We start from the raw sequence: 23891 nt of genomic DNA, 5'->3' as shown, positions 1-23891 counted from the left end.
CGGCCATTATTCTTTTGCGCTCCCGTCAAAGGTCATTTGAGTCAGCCGGCTGATCTCGCGCAGCAGGTCCTGTTTGCCGCCCCCCTTCATTACCACCGCCTGCACCTGGCCGGCCAGCTTTTGCCGCTCCTGGGAGGTTAGGTAGGCCCCGGTGAAGACCAGTATGGGCGGCCGCCAGTTGCCGCTTTTCTCGTGCAGGGTCTCCAGCACGTCCCACCCCGAGGTGCCGGGCATGTTCAGGTCCAGGACGATAAGGTCGGGCTTCTCGCGCAGGGCGATCTCGATGCCCTCCTCGCCGCCCCTGGCTTCAATTATCTCGCATCCCCGCGTTCCCAGGATACCGTGCACCAACTCCACGTCGGCCGGGTTGTCGTCCACCACCAGCACCTTGCTGAAGCCTTCCGCGCTGCAAGATACGAAATCCGAGAGGATTTGGAGCAGCTGATCCTTGTTCACCGGCTTTTGCAGGAACTCAACCGCGCCCAGGCTCAGGCCCTTTTCGCGGTCGTCGGTGATGGAAACGATGATCACCGGGATGGAGGCGGTCTCAGGGTCTTCCTGTAGCTGCCGGAGCACCTCGAAGCCGCTGGTGTCGGGCAGCATAAGGTCCAGGGTGATGGCCATGGGCTTGTGCTTCAAGGCCATCTCCATGCCCTTGGCTCCGTCGGCGGCCAACACGGTCTTGTAGCCGCCCTCGCGCAGATAGCCAGCCAGGAGCTCGCGGGCCATGGGATCGTCGTCCACCACCAGCACGGTGCCGCCTTCCAATTCCTGGTCCTCGTCGGCCTCGGAGCCGTTGGTGGGTTCCGGCTCGGCCTCGTCCTTGAACACCCGGGCGGATAGATCCAGAGGAATGGTGAAGGTAAAGGTGCTGCCCTGGTTCAGGCCCTCGCTCTCCAGCCAGATGCGTCCGCCGTGCAACTCCACCAGCTTGCGGGTGAGGGCCAGGCCCAGGCCGGTGCCCTGCTGCTTGCGGGCGTAGGTGCTGTCCACCTGCTCGAACTCGTCAAAGATGCGCGCCTGGTCCTCGGGGGAGATGCCCAGGCCGGTGTCTTGCACGCTGACCTGGATGAAGCCGACTTCCTTGGCGGCCGTGATGGTGATGGCCCCGCCGTCCGGGGTGAACTTGGCCGCGTTGGACAACAGGTTGAACATGATCTGCTTGAGCTTGCGCTCATCGGCGGTGAAGTTGAGCAGGCGCAGCTCCTCGGGCAGCTCCAGGCTCAGGGTGATGCCGTGCTTGGCGGCCTTTTCCTTGATGAGCACCGTGGTGGCTTCCAACACGCCGCCCAGGTTCACCGCCGAGGGCTCCAGCTCCATCTTGCCGCTTTCCACCTTGGACAGGTCCAGGATGTCGTTGATCAGCGAAAGCAGGTGGCGTCCGCTTTCCAGGATGTGGCGGGTCTGCCGGAGCTGTTTTTCGTTCAGCTCGCCGAAGGTCTGGTCCACCAGAATCTCCGAGAAGCCGATGATGGCGTTGAGCGGGGTGCGCAGCTCGTGGCTCATGTTGGCCAAGAACTCGCTCTTGATGCGGCTGGCCTCCTCGGCGGTTTCCTTGGCCATGCGCACCGCTTCCTCGGCCTTCTTGCGCTCGCTGATATCTACCGCGTAGGCCACGAAACCGTCGGGCATGCCTTGCAGGTTTTTGAGCAGCGAAAGCGAAAGCAGGGCGGTGAACTCCATGCCCGACTTCTTCTTGAGCACGATTTCCAGCTCGTGCTGCCCTTTGCGGTAAAGCTCTTCCAGCACCGTTTCGTCCAGGCTGGCCGCGTCCTGGGAGCGCAGGATGAAGCTCATGCGCTTGCCCAGGGCCTCCTCCTTGTTGTAGCCGAACAGGGCCTGGGCTCCCTGGTTCCAGCTGGTCACCTCGCCCTCCAGGCTCACGGAGATCACCGCGTCGTGGGTCTGGTCGATGATCTGGGCCTGCTGGCGCAGCTCCACCTCGTTGCGTTTGCGCTCGGTGATGTCCTGCTGCACGGCCACGAAGTTGGTCAGTTTCCCCTTGTCGTCGTGCACCGGCTGCACGTCCACCGCCTGCCAATACTTGTGCCCGTTCTTGGAGTAGTTGACTATCTCCACGTTGAAGCCTTCGCCCCGGGCCAGCTGGCGGCTCATGAAGCGCACCGTGTCCGGGTCGGTGTCCGGGCCCTGCAAAAGGACACCGGGCTTTTTACCCTCCACCTCCGGGAGGGTGTAGCCGCTCACCCGGAAGAAGGCCTGGTTGGCCCACTGGATGTAGCCCTCCCCGTCGGTGATGATCACCACGTTGTCGGTGCGCTCGGCCACCAAGGACAAACGCTGGATCTCGGCCTGGGACCGGTTCTTCTCGGTCATGTCCTGGATGACCGCCACGAACACCGGGGCCAGCTCCTGGGTGGAAAGCTGGAGGTTCACCTCCACCTCGTAGGTGGAGCCGTTCTTGCGCTGGTGCACCGTGTTGAAGATGAGGTGGCTTTCCAGGCCCTTGTGCAGGGGCTCCACCAACTTCTGGAACTCCTCCTGGGTGAACTCGGGCTTGATGTCCACGGGGGTCATGCCCCTGAGCTCTTCCATGCTGTAGCCCAGGTTGCGGCGGGCGCCCTGGTTCACCTGAAGGAACTTGAGGCTTTCGGCGTCGAAGATGAATATCTCGTTCTGGGACTCCTCCAAAATGCGGCCTAGGCGCAGGTTGTCCTGCTCGGCCATCTTGCGCTCGGTCACGTCCAGGATGGCCCCGTCCAGCCACTGGGTGCCCTGGTCGTCGGCGATCGCCGCGCCCCGCTCATAAACCCAGCGGACCTGGCCGTCGCGCCGGATGATGCGGTACTCCACCTCGAAGCCTCGCCCCCGCTCCACGGACTCCGAGATCCGTTTGCTCACCATCTCGCGGTCGTCGGGGTGGATAATGTCCACGTAAGCCCGCTGAAAGTTGTCTATGAAATCCGAGGGCGGATATCCGGTGATGGTGCGGATGGGCTCGCTGATGTAGCGCATGGTCCAGTTTTCGTCGTGCTCGCAGCGGTAGACCGCGCCGGGCACGTTGGCCACCAGGGTGCGGAAGCGCTTTTCGCTTTCGGCCCGGGCGCTTTCGGCCTTTTTGCGCAGATCGATATCCTCCACCACCGAGATGAAGTAGTCCGGCTCGCCGTTTTCATCGCGCACCAGCGCCACGGTGAGATTGATCCAGACCACGGCGCCGTCCTTTTTGAGGTAGCGCTTCTCCAGGGTGTAGGTGTCGATCTCCCCGGCCAGCACCTTGTTCACCAGGCTCAGGTCCTTGTCCAGGTCGTCGGGGTGGGTGATTTTCTGGAAAGCGCTCTCCAGCAGCTCCTCGCGGTTGTAGCCCACGATCTGGCACAGCTTACTGTTCACCCTGAGCCATTTGCCGTCCGGGGCCACGTGGGCGATGCCCACCGCGGCCTGCTCGAAGGTGGACTGAAACAGCTGCATGCTTTCGGCGCGGGCCTTCTCGGTCTCCTTGCGCTCGGTGATGTCCATCACCACGCCCACGAAGCTGTTCGCCGAACCGTCCTCGCCGGCTTGGGGCACCGCCCGCACATAGAACCACACCACCTTGCCGTCGGCGTGTTGGAAGCGGTATTCGCCCTCAAAGGGATTGCCCCATTCCGCGGTGCGCTGCCAGTCGCGGTAGATGGCGTCGCGGTCCTCGGGGTGGATGGCCCTGGCCCAGCCGTCGCCCATGGCCTCCTCCGCGGTGATGCCGGCCATCTCCAGCCATTGCTCGTTGACGTAGTCGCACAGGCCGTCCTGGTCGGTGTTGAAGATGCCCACCGGCGAGGCATCGGCCAGCGACTGGTACATGCGCTGGCTTTTCCTGAGCGACTCCTCGGTCTGCTTGAGCTTGGTGGTGTCGCGGATGATGCCGGTGAACAGCCGGTCGCCCTCGACCCATGCCTCGCTCACCGCCAGGTACATGGGGAACAGGGTGCCGTCCTTGCGCCGGCCCCGCTCCTCGCGCCCCACCCCGATGATGTGGGGCTCGCCGGTTTCCAGGTAGCGCTGGAGGTACTCGTCGTGCTGCGCGGCCACGTCCTGTGGCTGCAACATGTTCACCTTGTTGCCCACCACCTCCAGGGCGCTGTAGCCGAAGAGTTTCTCCGCGCCCTGGTTGAACGACTGCACCACCCCGTCGCTAGTGATGGTGATGATGGCGTCCACGGTGCTGTCCAGGATGGCCTTCACCCGCGCCTCGCTGTTGCTCAGCTCGCGATTGGCCTCTTCCGTGGCGCGCACCTGGCGTTCCATCTCGCCATAGGCCTCTTGCAGGCTCTCGGCCATCTGGTTGAAGCCTTGGGCCAACCGGCCCAGCTCGTCCTTGCCGCTCAGGCTGCTGCGTGCGCTCAGGTCGTTGTGCCTCAGCCGCCCCATCGTGTTCGAAAGCGAGATCATGGGCAACACCACCATGCGCCCGCTGATCCAGACCAGCAACAGGATGGCGGCCAGGGTCACCACCAAGATCATGCCCAGCACCCAGCCGAAGCGGCCCAGGTAGTCCACCACCGCGGGAGGCGGGGTAAAGTGGGCAACCACCATGAAGCGGTCCAGGTTGCCGGGATAGCGCACCACCTGGGAATAGGACAGCCAGTTGCCGCCCTCGGTGTTCACCTCGGTGTCCTTGCCGTCCAGGATGGTCTGGCAGGCCTTGCCGAAATATTTTTGGCAGCGCTCGCCGGTGTTCAGGTCGCGGGGCGAGCCCCACTCCCGGGAGGGGTACTTGGAGTGGAAGAGATAGTAACCGTCCTGGTCCAGGATCACCCATTTCCCCTGGGTGGTGTTCAGCACGTCCTTTAGGGAGCGCTGGAACAAATAGGAGACGTAGAAGTTGAGCACCACCACTCCGGTCAGGTTTCCTTGCGCGTCGCGCACCGCGGCCGCGAAGCGCAGCATGGGCTTGAGGGGTTTTTCGATCTTGCCCCCTTCGCGGTTTAAGTCCACGTAGGAGACATAGACCCGGCCCGGGGGCAGCTTGGCCGCGTTGGTGAAGTAGTAGCGGTTCGCCTTGCTTTGCAGTTGGGAGGCGGGAACCGCCTGGGCCTTGCCGTCCACCAGGTTGACCCGCAGGATTTCCCGGCCCGCGGCGTCCAGCAGGCGGGCCTGGTCGTAGACCTTCTTGGAGCTGACGAACTCCAGCATGGTCTCCAAGGATTCCCTGTACTCGCTGTGGAAGCGGGCCTTGGGTTCCTGCCCGGTGGAGCGCTGCATGGCGGCCTGGGACAGCTCCCGCACAAAAGACAGGTCCGCCAGGAACAGGGTGTCCGAAACCGCGTTGTCGGTTAAAAAGCTCAGGCGGTTGGCGACACGCTCCAGGTTGGCCCTTTCCAGATAGGCGGCCTGGCGCGAGTATGACTTGTCCACCAGGATCATGGTGACCCAGATGGCTCCGGCCAGCAGGGGGATGATGGTGGCGACGGTGATAACCGTCAGTTTTTTGCGTATACCCCAATCGACGAACATATCCCCTCCGCCTTTCAGGTCAGCCAGGGCCGGAAGCGATTGCCCCGTGCGGCGGCCGGGAAGGAACGGCGGCTGGGTTGGGCCCGGCCGCCTCCTTGGGGGGCATGGGACCGCCAATCGGGAAACGCGCTGTGCGCGCCGCGCCCGGCGCTTGTTTGGGCAGGCCGATGCTGGCTGAAAAAACCCACATAGCCTCTAATATAGTAACCTAACGGAAACTTTATTAGTAGATGCCGCCCCAGGCGCGGGCCTCCGCGGGCCCCCACGGGCCGCGCGCCGCCTGGCCGGCGGCAAATGGCCGGTAATCATGGGGGGAATGGGCTTACTTGTTGTGGCGGGTTGATGGTACTTTGTTATTCAAGGGAGTCGGGTCCAAACGCACCTAATCTTGTCGGCTTCCTTATTTCATAGCTATTACGGTAGCTCGTCGGGCCTGGCGAGCCGCAGCGCTGGGGAAATGCAAATGGCCAAGGACCAAGAGAAAAAATCAGCCTCTCCCAAAAACCAAGAAAAACCGGCTGAAGCCGGGCTGGAAAGCCAAGGCAAAGAGGCCGAGGATCGCGGCGGCGAGGGCCTGGTGGTGGTGGGCATCGGAGCCTCGGCCGGAGGCCTGGAGGCTCTGCGTCAGCTCCTGCCCGGGCTCCCGGCCGATCAGCCGGTGGCCTATGTCATCGTGCAGCACCTGGACCCCAAGCACCGCAGCATGCTGGTGAACCTCCTGGCCTCTCACACCCACATGGAGGTGCTGGCCGTGGAGGACGGCGAGACCCTGAAGCGGGGCAAGGTGTACATCACCCCCCCGGGCCACGACCTGGTGATGCGAGGCAACAAGCTGGTGATGCGCGAGCTCTCCAACGGGGTGGGCCCCCGGCCCTCGGTGGACATGTTCCTGACTTCCCTGGCCGAGCAGCGCGGCGAGAAGGCGGTGGGCATCATCCTCAGCGGCACCGGCTCGGACGGGGCCCACGGCATGCGGGCCGTCAAGGGCGGCGGCGGCATAACCATCGTGCAGACCCCGGACACCGCCAAGTACGACGGCATGCCCCGGGCGGCCATGGACACCGGCAACGTGGACCTGGTGTTGCCCGCCGAAAAGATCGGCCCGGAGCTGGCCTCCATCTTCAGCTCGCCCCTGCTCACCCCGGAAAAGCAGCCCGAGCTGCGCGAGCCCGACGCCATGGGCCAGCTCCTGACCATGATCCGGGTGCGCACCGGCTGCGACTTTAGCGAGTACAAGGAAAAGACCATCCACCGCCGGGTGGGCCGCAGGGTGGTGTTGCACAAGCTGGCCAACCTGCGCGAGTACATCGATTTCGCCGAGAAGCACCCCGAGGACCTGGACGCCCTGGCCAAGGACATCCTTATTTCGGTGACCAGCTTCTTCCGGGACCGGGAGGCCTTCCAGGCCCTGGAAAAGATCCTGGACAAGATCCTGGCCAAGAAGAAAAAAGGCGACCCGGTGCGCTTCTGGGTGCCGGCCTGCGCCAGCGGCGAGGAGGCCTACTCCATCGCCATGCTCCTGGCCCTGCGCCTGGGCAATGACTTCGAGCACGGCAACGTGCAGATCTTCGGCACGGACATGGACGGCGACGCCATCGCCCAGGCCAGGCGGGGCCTCTACCCCGAGGCCAGCCTGGTGGACGTGGACCCCAAGCTGGTGGACCGCTTCTTCCGGCGGCGGGACAACCTGCTGCAGATCAACAAGTCCATCCGCGAGCGCATCGTCTTCGCCCGCCAGGACCTGACCAAGGACCCGCCCTTCTCGCGCCTGGATCTGATCTCCTGCCGCAATCTGCTCATCTACCTCAACAACGACCTGCAACGGCGGATCATCCCCCTGTTCCACTACGCCCTCAACCCGGATGGCTATCTGTTCCTGGGCAAGTCCGAGTCCATCGGCCACTTCGGCGACCTGTTCGAGACGGTTTCCAAGAAGTGGCGCATTTTCCGGCGCAAGGGCTCCATGCGCACCCCCATGCTCATGCTGCGCAGCACCCAGCGGGCGGGCGAGCAGCCCGCCCAACTGCTCAAGCCCACCAAGCCCGAGGTGCCCCTGCGCCAGATCGCCTACCGCGCGCTGGCCGAAACCATGGGCACTCCAGCGGTGATCATCGACGAGCGCTGGGAGGTGGTGCACGTGTTGGGCGACGTGAAGCCCTTTTTGCACCTGGCCGACGGCGATGCGGGGCTCAACGTCATCGACCTGGCCAGCGACCAGGTGCGGGTGAGCCTGCGGGCCGCCGTGCACAAGGCCATGCGCGAACAGGTCAAGGTCACCTCGGCCCGCGTCCCCTGGCATATGCCGGGCAACGGCAACGACCTTTTGGACCTGACCGTGAGCCCCATACGCCAGGAGGATGTGCCCTCCGGGCTCTTCCTGGTGGCCTTTGAGCGGCGGGAGCAGCCGGGCGTGGGCGAAATCGGCGAGGGCGGCATCGGCGACGCCCGGGACCAGCGCATCGTGGACCTGGAGCAGGAGCTGGCCGCCAACCGGGAGCACTTGCAGACCACCACCGAAGAGCTGGAGACCTCCAACGAGGAGCTGCAATCGCTCAACGAGGAGTTGCAATCGGCCAACGAGGAATTGCAGTCCACCAACGAGGAGCTGGAGACTTCCAACGAGGAGTTGCAGGCCACCAACGAAGAGCTGACCACGGTCAACGAGGAGTTGCAGGTGAAGTCGGCCGAGCTGGGTTCGGCCAATAACGACCTGGAAAACATCCTGACCCACATGGGCCTGCCCCTGATCGTGGTGGACCGCGAGCTGCGCATAAGGCGCTTCACCCCGCCCACCTCCTCCCTGTTCAACCTCATGGCCGGCAACCGGGGCCAGGTGCTCACCACCGTGGGCAGCCAACTGGAGCTGCCCGACCTGGCGGCCAACCTGAAAAAGGTCATCGACGAGGGCGATCCCCTCGATATGGTGGTGAAGGGGGGCATGCGCTACTTCGAGATGAAGGCCTTCCCCTACGTGGAGGAGGACGGCGGCATCCATGGCGCTATCATTACTTTCTACGACCAGACCGAGAGCAACCGCCGGGAGCAGGAGTTCCGCGCCCTGGCCGAAAATTCCCCGGACATCGTGGTGCGCTTCGACAAACAGCTCAGGCACATCTATGTGAACCAGGGGGTGGTCAAGTACACCGGCCGCACGCGGGAGGAGTTTCACCTCAAGACCAACCGCGAGTTGGGCATGCCCAAGGAGCTTTGCGACATCTGGGACGAGGCCCTGCGCAATGTCTTCGCCCGGGGCGAGGAGGCCCTCAGCCGTTTCAAGTTCACCACTCCGGACGGCGAGCGCTACTTCCAGAGCCGCATGGTGCCCGAGTTTACCCCGGACGGCAACGTGGCCACGGTGTTGGCCGTGAGCCGCGACGTGACCGGGCTGGTGCTGGCCGAGGAGGAGGCCAAGCAGAACGCCCGGCAATTGGAAGAGATTCTGGAGAGCATCAACGACGGCTTCATGGTCCTGGACCAGGGGCTGTCGGTCCGCTACTTCAACTCCATGGCCGGGGCCATATTGGACCGCAAGGGCCGGGACGTGCTGGACGTCCCTCTGTTGGAAGCCTTCCCCGAGTTCAAGGGGTCGGTGTTAGTGGAGAAGTTCGAACAGGCCCTGGCCGAGGGCCGCGCCTTGGAGTTCGAGACCTTCTTCGACCGGGAGCCCTACGTCAATTGGTACATGGTGCGGATCTATCCCTACCAGGAAGGCATCTCGGTGTTTTTCCAGGTGATCACCGAGGCCAAGGAGATCGAGCAGGAACGCAAGATCATGGAGGACCGCCTGCGCCAGGCCCAGAAGATGGAGGCCATCGGCACTCTGGCCGGCGGGGTGGCCCATGACTTCAACAACATCCTGGCCGCCATCAAGGGTTACGGCGAGCTGGCCTTGCGGGACAACCAGGCGGGCAAGCCCAACATCAAGGATCTGGAGACCGTTTTGGAGGCCACTAACCGGGCCGCCGACCTGGTCAACAGCATCCTCACCTTCAGCCGCAAAAAGGAGCCCCGCTACCTGTCCCTGGACCTGAACCAGCAGGTGCGCCAGGCGGTGGGCATCCTGGAGCGGACCATACCCCGCATGATCGACATCGAGCTGAACCTGGCCGAGGACCTGCCTTCCCTTTACGGCGATCCCTCCCAGCTCCAGCAGATCGTGCTCAACCTGGGGTCCAATGCCCGGGACGCCATGCCCCAGGGCGGCAAGCTGACCATCGAGACCTCCCAGGTTAGCCTGGGCGAGGACTATTGCCAGGACCACCCCGAGGCCATGGTGGGTGATTTTCTGCTGCTCAAGGTTAGCGACAACGGCATCGGCATGAACCCCGAGGTGTTGAGCCAGATCTACGACCCCTTCTTCACCACCAAGGAGGTGGGCAGCGGCACCGGCCTGGGCCTTTCCACGGTCTACGGCATCGCCAGGGCTCACGGTGGCTACGTGCACTGCGAGACCGCGCCCGGCCAGGGCGCCTCCTTCGGGGTGTACCTCCCCCTGGACCAGGACGGCGAGCAGCCATCCCGCGAGAGCGGGGCGGCGGACGGACAGCAGGTCATGGGAGGGGACGAGACTATCCTGGTGGTGGACGACGAACCCCAGCTCCGCCACCTGGCCGAGCGCATGCTGGGAGAGGCGGGCTACCGGGTGCTGAAGGCCTCCACCGGCGAGGAGGCGGTGGAAATGGCGGCCCAGCCTGGCCAGGAGCCGGACCTGGTGCTCTTGGACATCAACATGCCGGGCATGGGCGGCATGACCAGCATCGAGAAGCTCAGGGCCATCCACCCCGACACCAAGATCGTGATGATCAGCGGCCATGCCCAGGAAAAGGTGTTTCGCAGTTGCCTGGCCCAAGGGGCCACGGACTATATCGACAAGCCTTTCACTCGGGTGATGCTCCTGGCCAAGGTGCGCCAGACTCTGGACAGCTAAGGCCCTCCGCGCCGGGCGGGGCGACCGGCCCGGCGTGAGGCTTTCTCCCTAAATGGCGGCCGACCGGCCCTTGGTGGTACATTGTCCTGGTCAACTGTTGCGTCTGAATCCCGGAGAGCCCCTCATGGCCAGCGATAATCCTCCCGGCAAGGACTTCATGCCCGGCCGCGTCATGGTGGTGGACGACGAGGGCACCGCCCTGAAGAACCTCCGCCGCATCCTAGAAAAGGAAGGCCACCAGGTCTCCACCTACAGCAACCCGGTAAGGGCCCTGGAGCTGATCAAGCGCGAGCCCTTCGACGTGCTGCTAAGCGACCTGCGCATGCCCCACCTGGACGGCCTGGAGCTGTTGGACCAGGCCAAGCTGGCCGCGCCCGGCCTGGAGGTGATCATCATCACCGGCTACGCCAGCCTGGACGGCGCGGTGGAGGCCACCAAGAAGGGGGCCTATCATTTCCTGGCCAAGCCCTTCACCCCGGAGCAGGTGCGCGCGGTGGTTGCCGAAGCCCTGGCCCTGAAGCAGAGCCGGGACGCGGCCATTGCCCTGGAAGAGCAAGAGGAAGAAAGCGGCGGCCCCCTGATCATCGGCCAAAGCCCCCAGATGCGCCGGGTGGCCGAGGTGATCGCCCAGATCGCGCCCACGGACTGCAACGTGCTGATCATGGGCGAGTCGGGCACCGGCAAGGAGCTGGCCGCCCGGGCCATCCACGCCCAGAGCCAGGTGGCCGAGGGCCCCTTCGTGGCCTTCAACTGCGCGGCGCTCAACGCCGAGTTGGCCGAGAACGAGCTGTTCGGCCACGAGAAGGGGGCCTACACCGGGGCGGGCGAGGCCAAGGCCGGCCTGTTGGAGGCGGCCCAGGGGGGCACCATCTTCCTGGACGAGATCGGCGAGATGCCCCAGGCCATGCAGGTGAAGCTGCTCCGGGCCTTGCAGGAGCGCGAGGTGCTCCGGGTGGGAGCCACCCGGCCCATCGGCCTGCGCGTTCGGGTGGTGGCGGCCACGGCCCGGGACTTGAAGGCCGAGGTGGGCCTGGGGGCGTTTAGGCAAGACCTCTACTACCGCCTCAACGTGGTGAGCCTGGTGCTGCCCCGCTTGGCCGAGCGCGGCAAGGACATCGAGCTCTTGGCCTACTACTTCCTGGGCCTGTTCAACAAGCGCATGAAAAAGAAGATCCGGGGCATCGGCCCCAAGGCCATGGAGCTTCTCAGTTCCTACGCCTATCCGGGCAACGTGCGCGAGCTGGCCAATATCATGGAGCGGGCCGTGGCCCTGTGCGCCCAGGAGCTCATCACCGAGCGCGACCTGCCGCCCGACCTGGCCGCGGTGGAGCTGGCCAGCTTCTCCCGCCCCGGCGGCGAGGAGCCCACCCTGGAAGAGCTGGAGCGCCGCTACATCGAGCATATCCTGGAGATAACCGGGGGGGTGCGCACCCGGGCGGCGGCCATTTTGGGCATCGACCGGGTGAGCCTGTGGCGCAAGATGAAGAAGTTCGGCCTGGAATAGGGCGTTACACTCCCAAAACGCGGCGTTGCGCTTGCGCAACGATTCATTCCCGCCCCGTTTATTGGGCCTTTAGCTAGAGCCTTTTTTCCCAAACTATTGCAACAAGAAACAAAGCGGCCACTCGCCCCGTTCGGGGCCATAGCACGATAGTTATGTAATAACGGCGCTTTGTCCGCGAAACGCCTTTTGGTACGCCCCTTGCGTAATCAATGGGACGGCGAAAGGCGTGTGCATATGTTCAAAAGGGTCTTGGTGGTCATGGAGAACGAGCAGGTCAGCGACCAGGCGTTGTACTACGCCCGGGAGCTGGCCCAACGCATGGACGCCGAGGTTTCCTTTCTCATGCTGGTGGAAATGGCCGCCCTGGACCATACCTGGCTGGGCAGCAGCCGGGGAGCCATCTCCGAGCTGGACGACCGGGTGGGCCGCCAGATGGCCGAGCTGAGCAAGGACTTTTTGCGCGCGGGCATCGCCACCAGCGCGGCGCTCCGGGTGGGGGACCCCAAGCAGGAGCTGTTCAAGTTCCTGGCCGAGCGTCCGCCCTTCCAGGTGCTCATCTGGGGTAGCCACGAGGAACTGCCCGGCACGCCCCGGGGCCACTGGATGGCCAAGGCGGCGGCCTCGCTGGAATGCCCCCTATGGACGGTAAGCAGCCGGCGGTCCTCCTAGAGGAGCTGTCCGGTCAAACGGGTTTGCAACCGCTTCTTACGACGGCGCAAGGTGAAGTTCCATGCCTGAACTGACATTTGACATGGTCTTGGTCATGGTCATGATCGGGATCGCGGTGTTTTTATTCATCGTGGAATGGGTGCGGGTGGACGTGGTGGCCATCCTGATGATGGTCACCCTTCCCCTGCTGCATTTGGTAACCCCGGCCCAGGCCTTTTCGGGCCTGTCCTCCAACGCGGTGGTGAGCATCATCGCGGTGATCATCATCGGGGCGGGGCTGGACAAGACCGGGGTGGTCAACCGGCTGGTGGGGCCCATCCTCAAGGTGGCGGGCAACAGCCAGTCGCGCATCATCATTTTCATCTCCCTCACCGTGGCCATCATCTCCAGCTTCATGCAGAACATCGGCGCGGCCGCCCTGTTCTTGCCGGCGGTGCAGCGCATCAGCAAGAACCTCAAGATACCCATCAGCAAGCTTCTTATGCCGATTGGTTTTTCGGCCATCCTGGGCGGCACGGTGACCCTGGTGGGCTCCAGCCCCCTGATCCTTTTGAACGACCTGATGTTGCCTTTCAAGCTCAAACCCTTCGGCCTGTTCGACGTGACCCCGGTGGGCCTGGCCCTGGTGGCCGCGGGCATCGCGGTGTTCGTGTTCTTCGGGCGCTTCATCCTGCCCGGGGGCAAGGGCGAGGAGCACAGCGCGGCCGAGGAGGAGCGCGAGCAGCAAAACCACGTGCTGGAGGAGCTGGGCCATCCTTGGGAGCTGAAGACCCCCGAGGACTTCACCCACTACCGCGAGCCGGTGACCGTGGACAGCCTGCGCCGCCGCTATTTGGTCAACGTGGTGGGCCTGGTGGAGCCGCCAGACTTCAAGATCCTGGGCCCGGCCCCGGACCTGGAGGTCCGCTCCGGGGTGGACCTGGTGGTCTACGGCCAGGAAAAAGACGTCAAACGCATGGCCGAGGAAGAGGGCCTGGAGCTCAAGCCCGAGCTGGAGCTGTTCAAGGGCGACCTGGCCGACCATGCCTCGGGCACGGTGGAGGCGGTGGTGGCCCCCCGCTCCAACCTGGCCGGCAAGAGCCTGGCCCAGGTGGACCTGGCCGAGCGCTTCTCGGTGACCCCTCTGGCGGTGTACCGTCAGGGCGTGACCTACCGCGCCGAGCTGGGTTCCATGGTGCTCCGGGTGGGCGACGCCATCCTTCTGCACGGCACCTGGAAGCGCCTGGAGCTGTTGCACGCCGAGGGCAGCCTTCTGTTCACCACCCCCCTGGACGCGGACCAGCTCCGGCCGGAGAAGGCCATGTTCGCGGGCATCTGGCTGGCGGTGGCCCTGGTCATGGTCATCGTGTTCAAGATCCAGCTTTCGGTGTGCCTGATGACCGGAGCCCTGGGCATGATCATCACCCGGGTGTTGTCCATCGACGAGGCCTACCAGGCGGTGGACTGGCGCACCGTGTTCTTGCTGGGCGGCCTGATCCCCCTGGGCATCGCCACCGAGAAGAGCGGTGCCGCGGCCTGGATAGCGCATACTGTATTAAACGCCATCGGCACGGTGGAGCCCATCGTGCTCCTGGCGGTGATCGGTCTGCTGGCCACCGTGTTCACCCTGGTCATCAGCAACGTGGGCGCCACGGTGCTTCTGGTGCCCCTGGTGGTGAACATGGCCCTGGCCGCCCACACCGATCCGCGCATGGCGGCCCTGGTGGTGGGCCTGGCCACCAGCAACTCCTTCATCCTGCCCACCCACCAGGTGAACGCGCTCTACATGGGGCCGGGGCGGTATCGCAGCGTGGACTTCATGAAAGCGGGCACCGTGGTCAGCATCGTCTTCCTGGTGGTGATGATCGCCATGCTCTATCTGTTCTACTAAGGAGGGAGGTCAGCCATGGCTATAATCACCATATCCCGGGGCTCCTACAGCAAGGGCCGCGAAGTGGCCGAGAAGGTGGCCCAGCGCCTGGGCTACGAAGAGGTGAGCCGCGACGTGCTGCTGGAGGCCTCGGAGCACTTCCATATTCCCGAGGTCAAGCTGGTGCGGGCCATTCACGACGCGCCCTCCATCCTGGACCGCTTCAGCCACGGCCGCACCTGCTACCTGGCCTTCATCAAGAGCGCCCTGGCCCAGCGGGCCCAGGCCGACAAACTGGTCTACCACGGCCTGGCCGGGCACCTGCTCCTGAATGACCTGCCCCACGTGGTCAAGGTGCGCATCATCGCGGACCTGGAGGCGCGGGTGGAAGCGGAGATGGCCCGCGAGGGCCTGACCCAGAGCCAGGCCCGCGACCTTTTGCTAAAGGACGACAACGAGCGGCGCAAGTGGACCCAGAACCTGTACGGGGTGGACCCCTGGGACGCCTCGCTCTACGACCTGGTCATCCATATTCATCAGCTCAGCGTTGACGACGCGGTGGACTTCATCGTGGAGGCGGCGGGCAAGCAATGCTTCCAGACCACACCCGAGGCCCAGCGCAAGGCGGACGACCTGGCCCTGGCCTGCCGGGTGAAGGCCTATCTGGTGCAGGAAGACTGCGTGGACGTGGCGGTGACCAGCGAGTTCGGCAACGTGATGGTCTACACCAAGCAGGGCGACCGCCGGGCCCATCAGCTGGAAGAGAAGGTAAAGCCCCTGTTGTTGGCCACGCCGGAGATCAACCACCTGGAGGTGCGCACCGGCCAGGCCTTCCCGCCGGAGGCTTGTTGATAAGCGGCCCGTGGGGGCCGCCGGAGAGGTGAAGAACATGCCTTTGATAATCGTGTCAGCCGACGACTTCGGCCAGGGCCGCGAGATCGCCCACAAGGTGGCGGCGGTCCTGGGCTACCGCTACCTGGGCCGCGACCTGCTGGCCGGGGTGGCCGCCAAGCACCAGGTGCCCGAGGAGGAGCTGGTCAAGGCCCTGGAGGAGCCGCCCGGCTTCCTCACCCGCCGCACCCGCTGGCGCAAGCTCTTGGCCTTCATCGAGGCCGACTGCCTGGGCGAGCTCATGGAAGACGGCGCGGTGTGCTACGGCCTGGGGGCCCACTGCTTCGTGCGGGGCATCGCCCACGCCCTCAAGGTGCGCATCATCAACGACACCGAACAGCTGGCCCAATCCCTGGCCGAGGCCGAGGGCGTGCCCGTGGACCGGGCCAGGAAGCTGGCCGAGCGCCAGGCCGAGGAGCAGAAGCGCTGGTCCCAAGAGGCCTACGAGCTGGACCAGACCGACGCCTCGCTCTACGACATGGTGCTCAGCCTGGGCACCCTGGAGCCGGACAAGGCGGTGGAGATCATCTGCGACGCGGCCGGCTACCGCAAGTTCCAGCCCATGACCTACTCCCGCAAGCTGATGCAGGACAAGGCCCTGGCCGCCCAGGTGCGCCTGGAGCTGATGGAGCGCTTCCCGGACATCCGGGTGGAGTCCAACGACGGCACCGTGGTGGCCTACATCCAGAGCCTGAAAAAGGACCAGCGCAAGAAGCAGGAGACGGTGCGCCAGTTGGCCGGCAACATCGACGGGGTGCGCCACGTGGAGGTGCACGTCATCCGCGACTACTTCGGCCAGGCGGCTCAAAGCGCACGCTAGGGCGAGCCGGCTCTTGACCGGCGGGCACAACGCCGGGCAATGTTCTTATGGAGGTATACCGATGTCAGAAAACCTGACGGTGCTGCTACTAGACGACGAGCCCATCGTGGGGAGGCGTCTCAAGCCGGCCCTGGCCAAGATAGGCTGCGACGTGGAGGTCTTCGAGGACCCCGAGGAAGCCCTGGCCCGGGTGGGCCAAAAAGAGTTCGACGTGGTGGTCACCGACATCCGCATGGATCAGATCGACGGGATGCAGGTGCTGGAGTTCGTGCGCGATCGCTGGCCCCGCTGCAAGGTGATCATGATCACCGGCTACGCCATGATGTCCCTGGCCCGCGAGGCCATGGAAAAGGGCGCCTTCGACTTCATCGCCAAGCCTTTCAAGCCCGACGATCTGCGCAGGGTCATCGCCAAGGCGGCCAAGGCCCTGGGCTCCTCCATCGACTTCGAGACGCCGGCGGAAACGGCCGATGCCTGAGGGGCCGCACCCCCACGGGGGCCTGGACCCCAACGAGGCCGACGACCTGGCCGCCGAGGCCGCGGCCATAGAAGGGCGCCTGGGCCTGGCCCGCGACGCGGAGCAGGCCCGCCGCGCCTTGTTGGCCCGGCCCCGCTTCAGCCTGCGCTTGCAGATCTTCCTGGGCAACGCCATCGCCTTCCTGGTGGCGGTGGCGGTGGCCGTGGCCCTGGTGGCCAGCTTCCACCGCATGGAGTCCAAGACCCGCTTTTTGGAGATCGTCAACGACTACGTGATGCAGGTGGAGCAGGCGCGGCGCTTTGAGAAGAACTTTTTCCTCTACGGCACCAACCTCAGCGACGCCCAGGACAACGTGTTCCAGGCCGAGGCGATCCTCAACCGCAACGCCGAGGAGCTTTCGGCCATCATGGGCGAGAACTGGCGCGAGCTGATCCTGCCCAACCTGCACGCCTACGCCCGCCTGCTGGAGAGGCTGGACCAGCGCTCCCGGGGGGACCAGCCCCTGAGCAAGTCCGAGCGCATCAAGGTGCAGAGCCAGGTGCGCGCCCAGGGCCAGCAGATGGTCTCGAGCGCGCTGGCCGTCCTGAGCAAGGAGAAGGCCGCCCTGGGCGAGGTGATCACCCGCTCGCGCCACCTGCTGTTCTACTCCATGGGCATGCTCCTGGTGTTCATGATCGTGCACGCCTATCTGCTGGGCACCCGGATGCTCAGCTCCATCAACCGCTTCGGCAGCTACGCCCACCGCATCGCCTCGGGCGACTTCACCCCGGTGACTCCCACCCGGCGCTACCGCGACGAATTCACCGAGCTGGCTCTGGCCATCAACACCATGATCGAGGAGCTGGAGAACCGGGAGGCGGTGCTGGTGCAGTCGCACAAGATGCGCGCGGTGGGCACCCTCACCGCCGGGGTGGCCCATGAGCTGAACAACCCCATGAACAACATCACTCTGACCGCCCATGTCTTGCAGGAGGACTACCCCGACCTGAACGACGAGGAACGCCGGGAGATGATCGGCGACGTGGTGGGCGAAGCGGAGCGGGCCAAGAAGATCATCAGCAACCTGCTGGATTTCGCCCGCGAGAGCGGCAGCCAGCTGGAGCCCTTGGACCTGCCCCTCCTGTTGCAGGAGACCATCGCCCTGGCCGGCAACCAGATCAAGCTATCGGGCATCAAGATTCACTACCAGGGCTCGGGCAACCTGCCCCGGGTGCATGGCGACAGCCAGCAGCTTCGGCAGGTGTTTTTGAACCTGATCCTCAACGCCATCGACGCCAGCCACAAGGGCGGGAAGATCCAGGTGCTGGTGTTGCCGGCCGACGAGCCCAACTATCTGGCCGTGAAGGTCATCGACGAGGGCACCGGCATCCCGGCCCATATCATCAGCTCCATCTTTGATCCCTTCTTCACCACCAAGGGCAAGGGCAAGGGCACCGGCTTGGGCTTAAGCGTGTCGCAAGGCATCGTGGTCAAGCACGGCGGCCGCATCATGGTCTCCAGCCACGAGGGCCAGGGAACCACCTTCACCGTGGTGCTGCCCGTGACCACCATTCCCGCCAACCTGAGCAAGAAGGCGGCCTCGGCCTAGCAAAACTTAATTCGCTTGCCAGGCCCGTCCCGCTGGGGGCGGGCCTTTTCGTTTGGGCAAAACCATGCGCTTGACCGCTCTTGCCTGGAGCGATATACATATACCATGTATATGTACCAAGGAGGCGAAGATGGCCCTGTGCGGTGACGACCACCACAAGCTGATCGCCCGGATCAACCGGATCGAAGGACAGGTGCGCGGCCTGCGCAAGATGGTGGAGGAGGACCGCGACTGCATGCAGGTTCTCAAGCAGGTGGCCGCCGCCCAAGGCGCCTTGCGCTCCCTGGGAGGCCTGATCCTGGAGGATCACCTCAAAGGCTGCGTGGCCACGGCCATCCAGACCCACGACCGCGAGTCCGAGACCATCGCCGAGGTGGTGGACATCTTCAACAAGTTCAGCAGATAGGTTTGGCATCATGATCGGCCGCTTCGCCCATTTGGGCTCCTACCAGGAGCTTTTGAAGCTCCGCGACTTTTATATCGCTGCCGGCGGGGCCCTGTTGGCCCTGGCCAGCTTTTTGGTGGACTACGGCAGCGACACCCCCAGCTTGCCGGGGCAGGGCCTGGCCCTGGCCGCAGTGGCGGTCAACGGCCTGCCCATTGTGTGGGGCGCGCTCAAGGGCCTGGTGCACCGCGAGGTCAACGTGGACGAGCTGGTGAGCCTGGCCATCGTGGCCAGCCTGGCCCAAGGCGAGTTCCTTACCGCGGCGGTGGTCAGCTTCGTGATGACCCTGGGCGGGCTCATCGAGCAGGCCACCAGCGAATCGGCCCGCAACGCCATCAAAGCCCTGATGAACATATCGCCGGATACCGCCACGCTGCTCGACGGCGAGGCAGAGCGCGAGGTGCCGGTGGGCTCGGTGGCGGTGGGCGATGTGATCCTCATCAAGCCCGGCGAGCGGGTGCCGGTGGATGCCGAGGTGCTGGTGGGGGCCAGCCTGCTGGACGAGTCCAGCATGACCGGCGAGCCCCTGCCCGTGGCCAAGCGCGAGGGCGACGCGGTGCTGGCCGGCACCCTGAATCTCAACGGGGTGCTCCGGGCCACCACGGTAAAGGTGGGCCAGGACACCACCCTGGGCAAGGTGATCGCTCTGGTGGGCCAGGCCGAGCAGCACCGGCCCAAGGCGGTGCGCTTCATCGACCGCTACGCCACCTGGTTCACCCCGGCGATTCTGGGCTGCGCGGGCCTCACCTGGCTCATAACCGGCGATCTGGACCGGGCGGTGGCGGTGCTCATCGTGGGCTGCCCCTGCGCGCTGATCCTGGCCGCGCCCACGGCCACGGTGGCCGCCCTGGGCCGCGCGGCCAAGGCGGGCATCCTCATCAAGGGCGGGCAATACATCGAGCGCTTGGCCGGGGTGCGGGCAGTGCTCTTCGACAAGACCGGCACCCTGACCCTAGGCCAGCCCCGGGTGGAAGATATCGCCTGCGCGGAAGGAGTGGAGCAGGACGAACTGCTCACCTACGCGGCCAGCGCGGAGCAGCATTGCACCCATCCCCTGGCCCGGGCGGTATTGCAGGCGGCGCACTACGCCCGCGTGGCCCTGCGCGGGGCGGAGAACGCCTTCCACGAGATCGGCCTGGGGGTCAAGGCCATGGTGGACGGCTCGCTGATCGAGGTGGGCGGCGCGGCCCCCGGGGCCGGGGCTCCGGCGCTGCCTTGCTCCCTGCAAGAGGACGTGGACCGCTCCCTGGAGCGCGGCACCACCCCCCTGGTGGTCTACCGCGACCACGTGCCCGTGGGCCTGCTCAATGTGAGCGACGCCCTGCGCCCCGGCGTGGCCGAGACCCTGGAGCGCTTCCGGGCCCTGGGAGTGGACGAAAGCGCCATCCTCAGCGGCGACCACGCCAAGGCGGTGGGGCGGGTGGCCCGGGCGGCGGGAATCGGCGCGGTGCACGCGGGCCTCAAGCCCCAGGACAAGGTGGAGGTGATCAAGCAGTATCAGGCGCGGGATTTGCCGGTGATGTACGTGGGCGACGGCATCAACGACGCGCCCGCCCTGGCGGTGAGCTCGGTGGGGGTGGCCATGGGCGCGGCGGGCACCGACGTGGCCCTGGAGACCGCCGACGTGGCCCTGACCCACGACGACCTGGCCCGCCTGCCCTGGGTCATCGGCCTGTCGCGGCGCATGCTGGCCATCATCAAGATCAACATCGCCTTTGGCATCGGCTTCAACGCGGCGGCGGTGCTGGCCTCGGGCCTGGGCTGGCTCAGCCCCATCGCCGCGGCCATCACCCACAACGTGGGCAGCGTGCTGGTGGTGCTGGCCTCGGCCAGCCTGGCGGTGTATCCCGAAAAGGCCTAGCTCCCGGGCGAAACCAAGAAACGCGGACCGGCCTCGCTTGGCCGGTCCGCGCTTGCGTTTATGGGAAGCCGCCCTAGTACTCGGCGGGCAGGTTGTCCAACTGAGCCTTGGTGAACACCGGGCCGTCCTTGCACACATACTCCGGCCCCACGTTGCAGCGCCCGCAGATGCCGATGCCGCACTTCATGCGGTTCTCCAGGCTCATCACGATCTGCTCCGCCTGCCAGCCCAGCTTGTCGAACACCGGCTGGGTGAAGCGGATCATCACCGGCGGGCCGCAGATCAAGGCCACCGCGTTGTCCGGCTGAGGGGCCACCTCCTCGCACACCGTGGGCACGAAGCCCACCAGGCCGTCCCAGCCCTCCACCTCCCGGTCGATGGTCACGTGGCAGTTGATGTCGTCACGCTTCTGCCACTCCCGCCATTGGTCCTCGTAGAGCAGCAGGCCCGGGGTGCGCGCCCCGTAGATGAAGGTGATGTCGCCGTACTTGTCGCGGTGGTCGGGGTGCAGCATCCAGGTGACCGTGGAGCGCAGGGTGGTCACCGCGAAGCCGCCGGCCACGATGACCACGTTCTTGCCCTCCATCTCCTTGAGCGGGTAGCTGTTGCCCAGGGGGCCGCGCACCCCCATGACGTCGCCTTCGTTCATGTTGTGCAGCCGGTTGCTCACCACGCCCACCTTGTTCACCGTGAACAGGAGGGTGTCGCCCTCGGTGGGGCTGGAGGCGATGCCGATGGGGATCTCGCCGTAGCCCGACACGCTCAGCTCGGCGAACTGGCCGGGGGTGTAATCAAAGGCCTGGGCGTCGGCGGGGTCGAGGAAATCCAGCCAAAAGCTCTTTAGCTGCTTGTCCTCGGTCTCCACCAGGGTCTTGGATATTTTCACCGGATAGGGCCGGTAGGGATTGTCCATGGCTGATAAGCCTTTCTGGCCTGGGGCGCGCGCCTCAGGCGTTCATGTCGCGCACCACCTCGCGCACGTCGATGTTCACCGGGCAGAGCTGCACGCAGCGCCCGCAGCCCACGCAGCCGATCTCGCCGCCGCGCTTGACCGGGATGTATTTGAACTTGTGCATGAACCTCTGGCGCACCCGGTCCTTCTTGCTGCCGCGCGGGTTGTGGCCGGTGCCGTGCAGGGTGAAGAGGTAGCTCATGCAGTAGTCCCAGTTGCGCACCCGGCGCCCGGCCTCGCCCAGGGTCTCGTCCTGGATGTCGAAGCAGTGGCAGGTGGGACAGCAGAAGGTGCAGGTGCCGCAGTTGAGGCAGCTCTCGTGCACCCGGTCCCAATGCTTTGCCTCGTAGAGCTCCATCACCTCGCGCTGGTTGATTTGGTCCATCTCCACCGTGGTGGTGATGGCCGCCTCGGCTTCCTTCTTGGCTTGGGCGGCGGCGGCCTGGTCGGCTTCGGTGGCCTCGGGCAGGGAGGCAATAGCCGTCTCGCCCTTTTCGCTGACCCCCCGGGCCAGGAGCTGGTCGCCCAGGTCCACCAGGAGCACGTCGGCCCCGGTCTCGGAGTGGGGGCCGCAGTTCATGGAGGTGCAGAAGCAGGTGGGGCAGGGGTTGTTGCAGGCCAGGGCGATGATCAAGGACTTCTCGCGCTTGTTGCGCCAGTAGGGGTCGTCGGTCATCTCGTCCTGGCAGAAGATCAAATCCAGCACCCCAAAAGCCTTGGCGTCGCAGGGGCGCATGTTGACCAGGGCCCGCTCCTTGGCCAGTTCGGGTTCGGCGTGCATGACCATGCCGTCCTCGCCGTCCTGATGGTTGGCAAAGCGCATCATGCACTCGGTCTGGGGGAAGAAGAAATCCTTGGGGCTCATGGTGGTGTTGGCGAAGTCCCAGAGAACCTCGCCATCCGGGGCCAAGGGGGCCCAGACCACCTTGCCGCCCTCCAGGGCCGGGGCGAAGAGATCGCGTGTTTCGGCCAGCTCGCCCAAGAAGGAGGCGGCCTGGTCCTTGCTCAGAATCTTGTCGGACATGGCTGCTCCTTTACTTGATGAACCCCTGGGGGTCGTCCGGCTTGTGGACGCTCAACGGGGGCGTGGATTTTTCGTCCAGGCCCGGGGCATAGCCGTAGAACTCGCGCACGTCGTGCTCGATCTTGCTGGTCAGGCGGCGCACCTTGATGCCCTGGGGACAGGCGCTCTCGCAGGCCCCGCAGTCGGTGCAGCGCCCGGCGCAGTGGAAGGCCCTGAGCAGATGGTAGGAGAGCACGTCGGACTCGTCCTGGGTCTTGCCGCACCACTGGGGCTTGGACTCGTCCACGAAGCAGACGTGGCAGTAGCACAGGGGACAGGCGTCGCGGCAGGCATAGCAGCGGATGCAGTCCTGGTAGTTCTCGGCGAAGGCGGCCAGGCGCTGGGCCGGGTCCAGCTTTTCCCAGGGCGCGGACACCTTGTCGATGTTGCCGCCGTGGGTGGGCTCGCTCTCGGAGCCGATGAGCTCGTCGGAGATAACCGGGTTGCGCTGCACGCAGGTGTAGCAGTTTTCGCGCATCAGCTTCTTGCGGGCGATGCGCTCGCTGTAGCCGGGGCCTTCCACCACCAGCTCGTCGCCTTCCTCGGCCACGGCGGTGATGATCTTCTCGGCCCCCACCGCCTCCTGCACCTTGTCGCGGTCGAGCATCCCCGGGCTGGCCACGCCGATGACGTAGACCTGCTCGCGGGTGATCTGGTGTTCCTTGATGAGCCCCACGATGCTGCGGCTGATGCAGCCCTGGGCCACCACGGCCACCTTGCCCGTCTCGCCCTGCGGGCGGCGGATGAGGAAATTGGCCAGGTTGTTACAGCAGAAGCCGGTCCAGGTGAGGTTCGAGGCCTCTTCCGGGGTGTAGGCGAAATAGGGCCGCTCGCGCATGGGGACCGTGCCGGCCTGGTAACCGAGCACGCAATCCACCACGCCTTCGCTGAGCAGGCGCGCGGCGGTCTCGCGGATGGCTTGGGCGATTTCTTGGTTATCCATCAGGCCACCATGCCTATGTCTTTGCGCAGGAACTGGCAGGGCCCCAGGGCCTTGACCGCCTCGGTGACCTCGATCACCGTCTGCTGGAACTTGGTGGCCTCGGCCGAGGATATCCAGGAGAAGTGCAGGCGGCCGGGCTCCAGGCCCACGTACTCCAGGAGGTTCTTGAGGATGGTGAAGCGGCGGCGGGCGTAGAGGTTGCCTTCGATGTAGTGACAGTCGCCGGGATGGCAGCCGCTGATCCACACCCCGTCGGCCCCTTGGCGGAAGGCCTGCAACACAAAGGTGGGGCTGAGGCGGCCGGTGCAGGGGATGCGGATGGCGCGGATGTTGGGGGGATATTGCAAGCGGCTCACCCCGGCGAGGTCGGCCCCGCCGTAGGTGCACCAGTTGCAGAAGAAGGCCGCGATGCGCGGCTCGAAGCTTTCATTAGGGCTCATTTGCTTG

15 protein-coding genes are annotated in these 23891 nt (G+C 65.3%); 10 read left to right on the top strand and 5 right to left on the bottom strand.

Features of this window, described 5'->3' with window-relative positions:
* Positions 1-6: 6 nt before the first annotated feature.
* Positions 7-5454, bottom strand: coding sequence for a PAS domain S-box protein (locus tag KQH53_02225; GenBank protein MCB2225466.1), 5448 nt, complete (start codon positions 5452-5454; stop codon positions 7-9).
* A gap of 463 nt (positions 5455-5917) precedes the next feature.
* Here KQH53_02225 and KQH53_02220 point away from each other — a divergent pair, with 463 nt between their 5' ends.
* The 10 genes from KQH53_02220 (at position 5918) to KQH53_02175 (ending at position 20486) form a co-directional block, all read left to right on the top strand.
* A complete protein-coding gene (locus tag KQH53_02220; protein ID MCB2225465.1) occupies positions 5918-10381 on the top strand; it encodes a PAS domain-containing protein in 4464 nt (1487 codons plus the stop codon).
* A 157-nt stretch (positions 10382-10538) separates the two neighbouring features.
* A complete protein-coding gene (locus KQH53_02215; protein ID MCB2225464.1) occupies positions 10539-11885 on the top strand; it encodes a sigma-54 dependent transcriptional regulator in 1347 nt (448 codons plus the stop codon).
* Between the two features lie 234 nt (positions 11886-12119).
* The gene (locus KQH53_02210; protein MCB2225463.1) at positions 12120-12554 is read left to right on the top strand and encodes a universal stress protein; all 435 of its coding nucleotides are present in this window, start codon (positions 12120-12122) and stop codon (positions 12552-12554) included.
* Positions 12555-12615: 61 nt separating this feature from the next.
* Positions 12616-14424, top strand: coding sequence for an SLC13 family permease (locus KQH53_02205; protein ID MCB2225462.1), 1809 nt, complete (start codon positions 12616-12618; stop codon positions 14422-14424).
* A gap of 15 nt (positions 14425-14439) precedes the next feature.
* Positions 14440-15255, top strand: coding sequence for a cytidylate kinase-like family protein (locus KQH53_02200; protein ID MCB2225461.1), 816 nt, complete (start codon positions 14440-14442; stop codon positions 15253-15255).
* A gap of 37 nt (positions 15256-15292) precedes the next feature.
* Positions 15293-16114 (top strand): cytidylate kinase-like family protein, encoded by an 822-nt coding sequence (locus tag KQH53_02195; protein MCB2225460.1) that lies wholly within the window; start codon positions 15293-15295, stop codon positions 16112-16114.
* A gap of 61 nt (positions 16115-16175) precedes the next feature.
* The gene (locus tag KQH53_02190; protein MCB2225459.1) at positions 16176-16592 is read left to right on the top strand and encodes a response regulator; all 417 of its coding nucleotides are present in this window, start codon (positions 16176-16178) and stop codon (positions 16590-16592) included.
* On the top strand, positions 16585-18180 hold the full coding sequence (locus tag KQH53_02185) for a HAMP domain-containing histidine kinase (GenBank protein ID MCB2225458.1): 1596 nt from the start codon (positions 16585-16587) through the stop codon (positions 18178-18180). Before KQH53_02190 ends, KQH53_02185 begins: the two co-directional genes overlap by 8 nt.
* Before the next feature lie 130 nt (positions 18181-18310).
* Positions 18311-18586 carry a metal-sensitive transcriptional regulator gene (locus KQH53_02180; GenBank protein MCB2225457.1) on the top strand — a complete coding sequence of 92 codons (276 nt, stop codon included), beginning with the start codon at positions 18311-18313 and terminating at the stop codon, positions 18584-18586.
* A gap of 10 nt (positions 18587-18596) precedes the next feature.
* Positions 18597-20486 (top strand): cation-translocating P-type ATPase, encoded by a 1890-nt coding sequence (locus KQH53_02175; protein ID MCB2225456.1) that lies wholly within the window; start codon positions 18597-18599, stop codon positions 20484-20486.
* 73 nt (positions 20487-20559) lie between these two features.
* On the opposite strand, the gene KQH53_02170 is transcribed toward KQH53_02175, so the two are convergent.
* The 4 genes from KQH53_02170 to KQH53_02155 are packed head-to-tail and all read right to left on the bottom strand — an operon-like array spanning position 20560 to position 23884.
* On the bottom strand, positions 20560-21399 hold the full coding sequence (locus KQH53_02170; protein ID MCB2225455.1) for an FAD/NAD(P)-binding protein: 840 nt from the start codon (positions 21397-21399) through the stop codon (positions 20560-20562).
* A gap of 34 nt (positions 21400-21433) precedes the next feature.
* Positions 21434-22462: a 4Fe-4S dicluster domain-containing protein gene (locus KQH53_02165; GenBank protein ID MCB2225454.1), complete on the bottom strand. Its 1029-nt coding sequence runs from the start codon at positions 22460-22462 to the stop codon at positions 21434-21436.
* Positions 22463-22472: 10 nt separating this feature from the next.
* A complete protein-coding gene (locus KQH53_02160; GenBank protein ID MCB2225453.1) occupies positions 22473-23444 on the bottom strand; it encodes a 4Fe-4S ferredoxin in 972 nt (323 codons plus the stop codon).
* On the bottom strand, positions 23444-23884 hold the full coding sequence (locus KQH53_02155) for a hydrogenase iron-sulfur subunit (GenBank protein MCB2225452.1): 441 nt from the start codon (positions 23882-23884) through the stop codon (positions 23444-23446). The genes KQH53_02160 and KQH53_02155 overlap by 1 nt, the downstream gene beginning before the upstream one ends.
* Positions 23885-23891 lie beyond the last annotated feature (7 nt).

Source organism: Desulfarculaceae bacterium (assembly GCA_020444545.1).
In the GTDB taxonomy this organism is placed as follows: domain Bacteria; phylum Desulfobacterota; class Desulfarculia; order Desulfarculales; family Desulfarculaceae; genus Desulfoferula.
This window is presented reverse-complemented; position numbering and strand designations above follow the sequence as displayed.

Excerpts from the sequence above, each read along its gene's own strand:
- KQH53_02180 (MCB2225457.1), top strand. The coding sequence starts at position 18,311 with ATGGCCCTGTGCGGTGACGACCACCACAAGCTGATCGCCCGGATCAAC.
- KQH53_02210 (MCB2225463.1), top strand. The coding sequence starts at position 12,120 with ATGTTCAAAAGGGTCTTGGTGGTCATGGAGAACGAGCAGGTCAGCGAC.
- KQH53_02225 (MCB2225466.1), bottom strand. The coding sequence starts at position 5,454 with ATGTTCGTCGATTGGGGTATACGCAAAAAACTGACGGTTATCACCGTC.
- KQH53_02185 (MCB2225458.1), top strand. The coding sequence starts at position 16,585 with ATGCCTGAGGGGCCGCACCCCCACGGGGGCCTGGACCCCAACGAGGCC.
- KQH53_02170 (MCB2225455.1), bottom strand. The coding sequence starts at position 21,399 with ATGGACAATCCCTACCGGCCCTATCCGGTGAAAATATCCAAGACCCTG.
- KQH53_02155 (MCB2225452.1), bottom strand. The coding sequence starts at position 23,884 with ATGAGCCCTAATGAAAGCTTCGAGCCGCGCATCGCGGCCTTCTTCTGC.
- KQH53_02200 (MCB2225461.1), top strand. The coding sequence starts at position 14,440 with ATGGCTATAATCACCATATCCCGGGGCTCCTACAGCAAGGGCCGCGAA.
- KQH53_02205 (MCB2225462.1), top strand. The coding sequence starts at position 12,616 with ATGCCTGAACTGACATTTGACATGGTCTTGGTCATGGTCATGATCGGG.
- KQH53_02190 (MCB2225459.1), top strand. The coding sequence starts at position 16,176 with ATGTCAGAAAACCTGACGGTGCTGCTACTAGACGACGAGCCCATCGTG.
- KQH53_02220 (MCB2225465.1), top strand. The coding sequence starts at position 5,918 with ATGGCCAAGGACCAAGAGAAAAAATCAGCCTCTCCCAAAAACCAAGAA.
- KQH53_02215 (MCB2225464.1), top strand. The coding sequence starts at position 10,539 with ATGCCCGGCCGCGTCATGGTGGTGGACGACGAGGGCACCGCCCTGAAG.
- KQH53_02195 (MCB2225460.1), top strand. The coding sequence starts at position 15,293 with ATGCCTTTGATAATCGTGTCAGCCGACGACTTCGGCCAGGGCCGCGAG.
- KQH53_02165 (MCB2225454.1), bottom strand. The coding sequence starts at position 22,462 with ATGTCCGACAAGATTCTGAGCAAGGACCAGGCCGCCTCCTTCTTGGGC.
- KQH53_02160 (MCB2225453.1), bottom strand. The coding sequence starts at position 23,444 with ATGGATAACCAAGAAATCGCCCAAGCCATCCGCGAGACCGCCGCGCGC.
- KQH53_02175 (MCB2225456.1), top strand. The coding sequence starts at position 18,597 with ATGATCGGCCGCTTCGCCCATTTGGGCTCCTACCAGGAGCTTTTGAAG.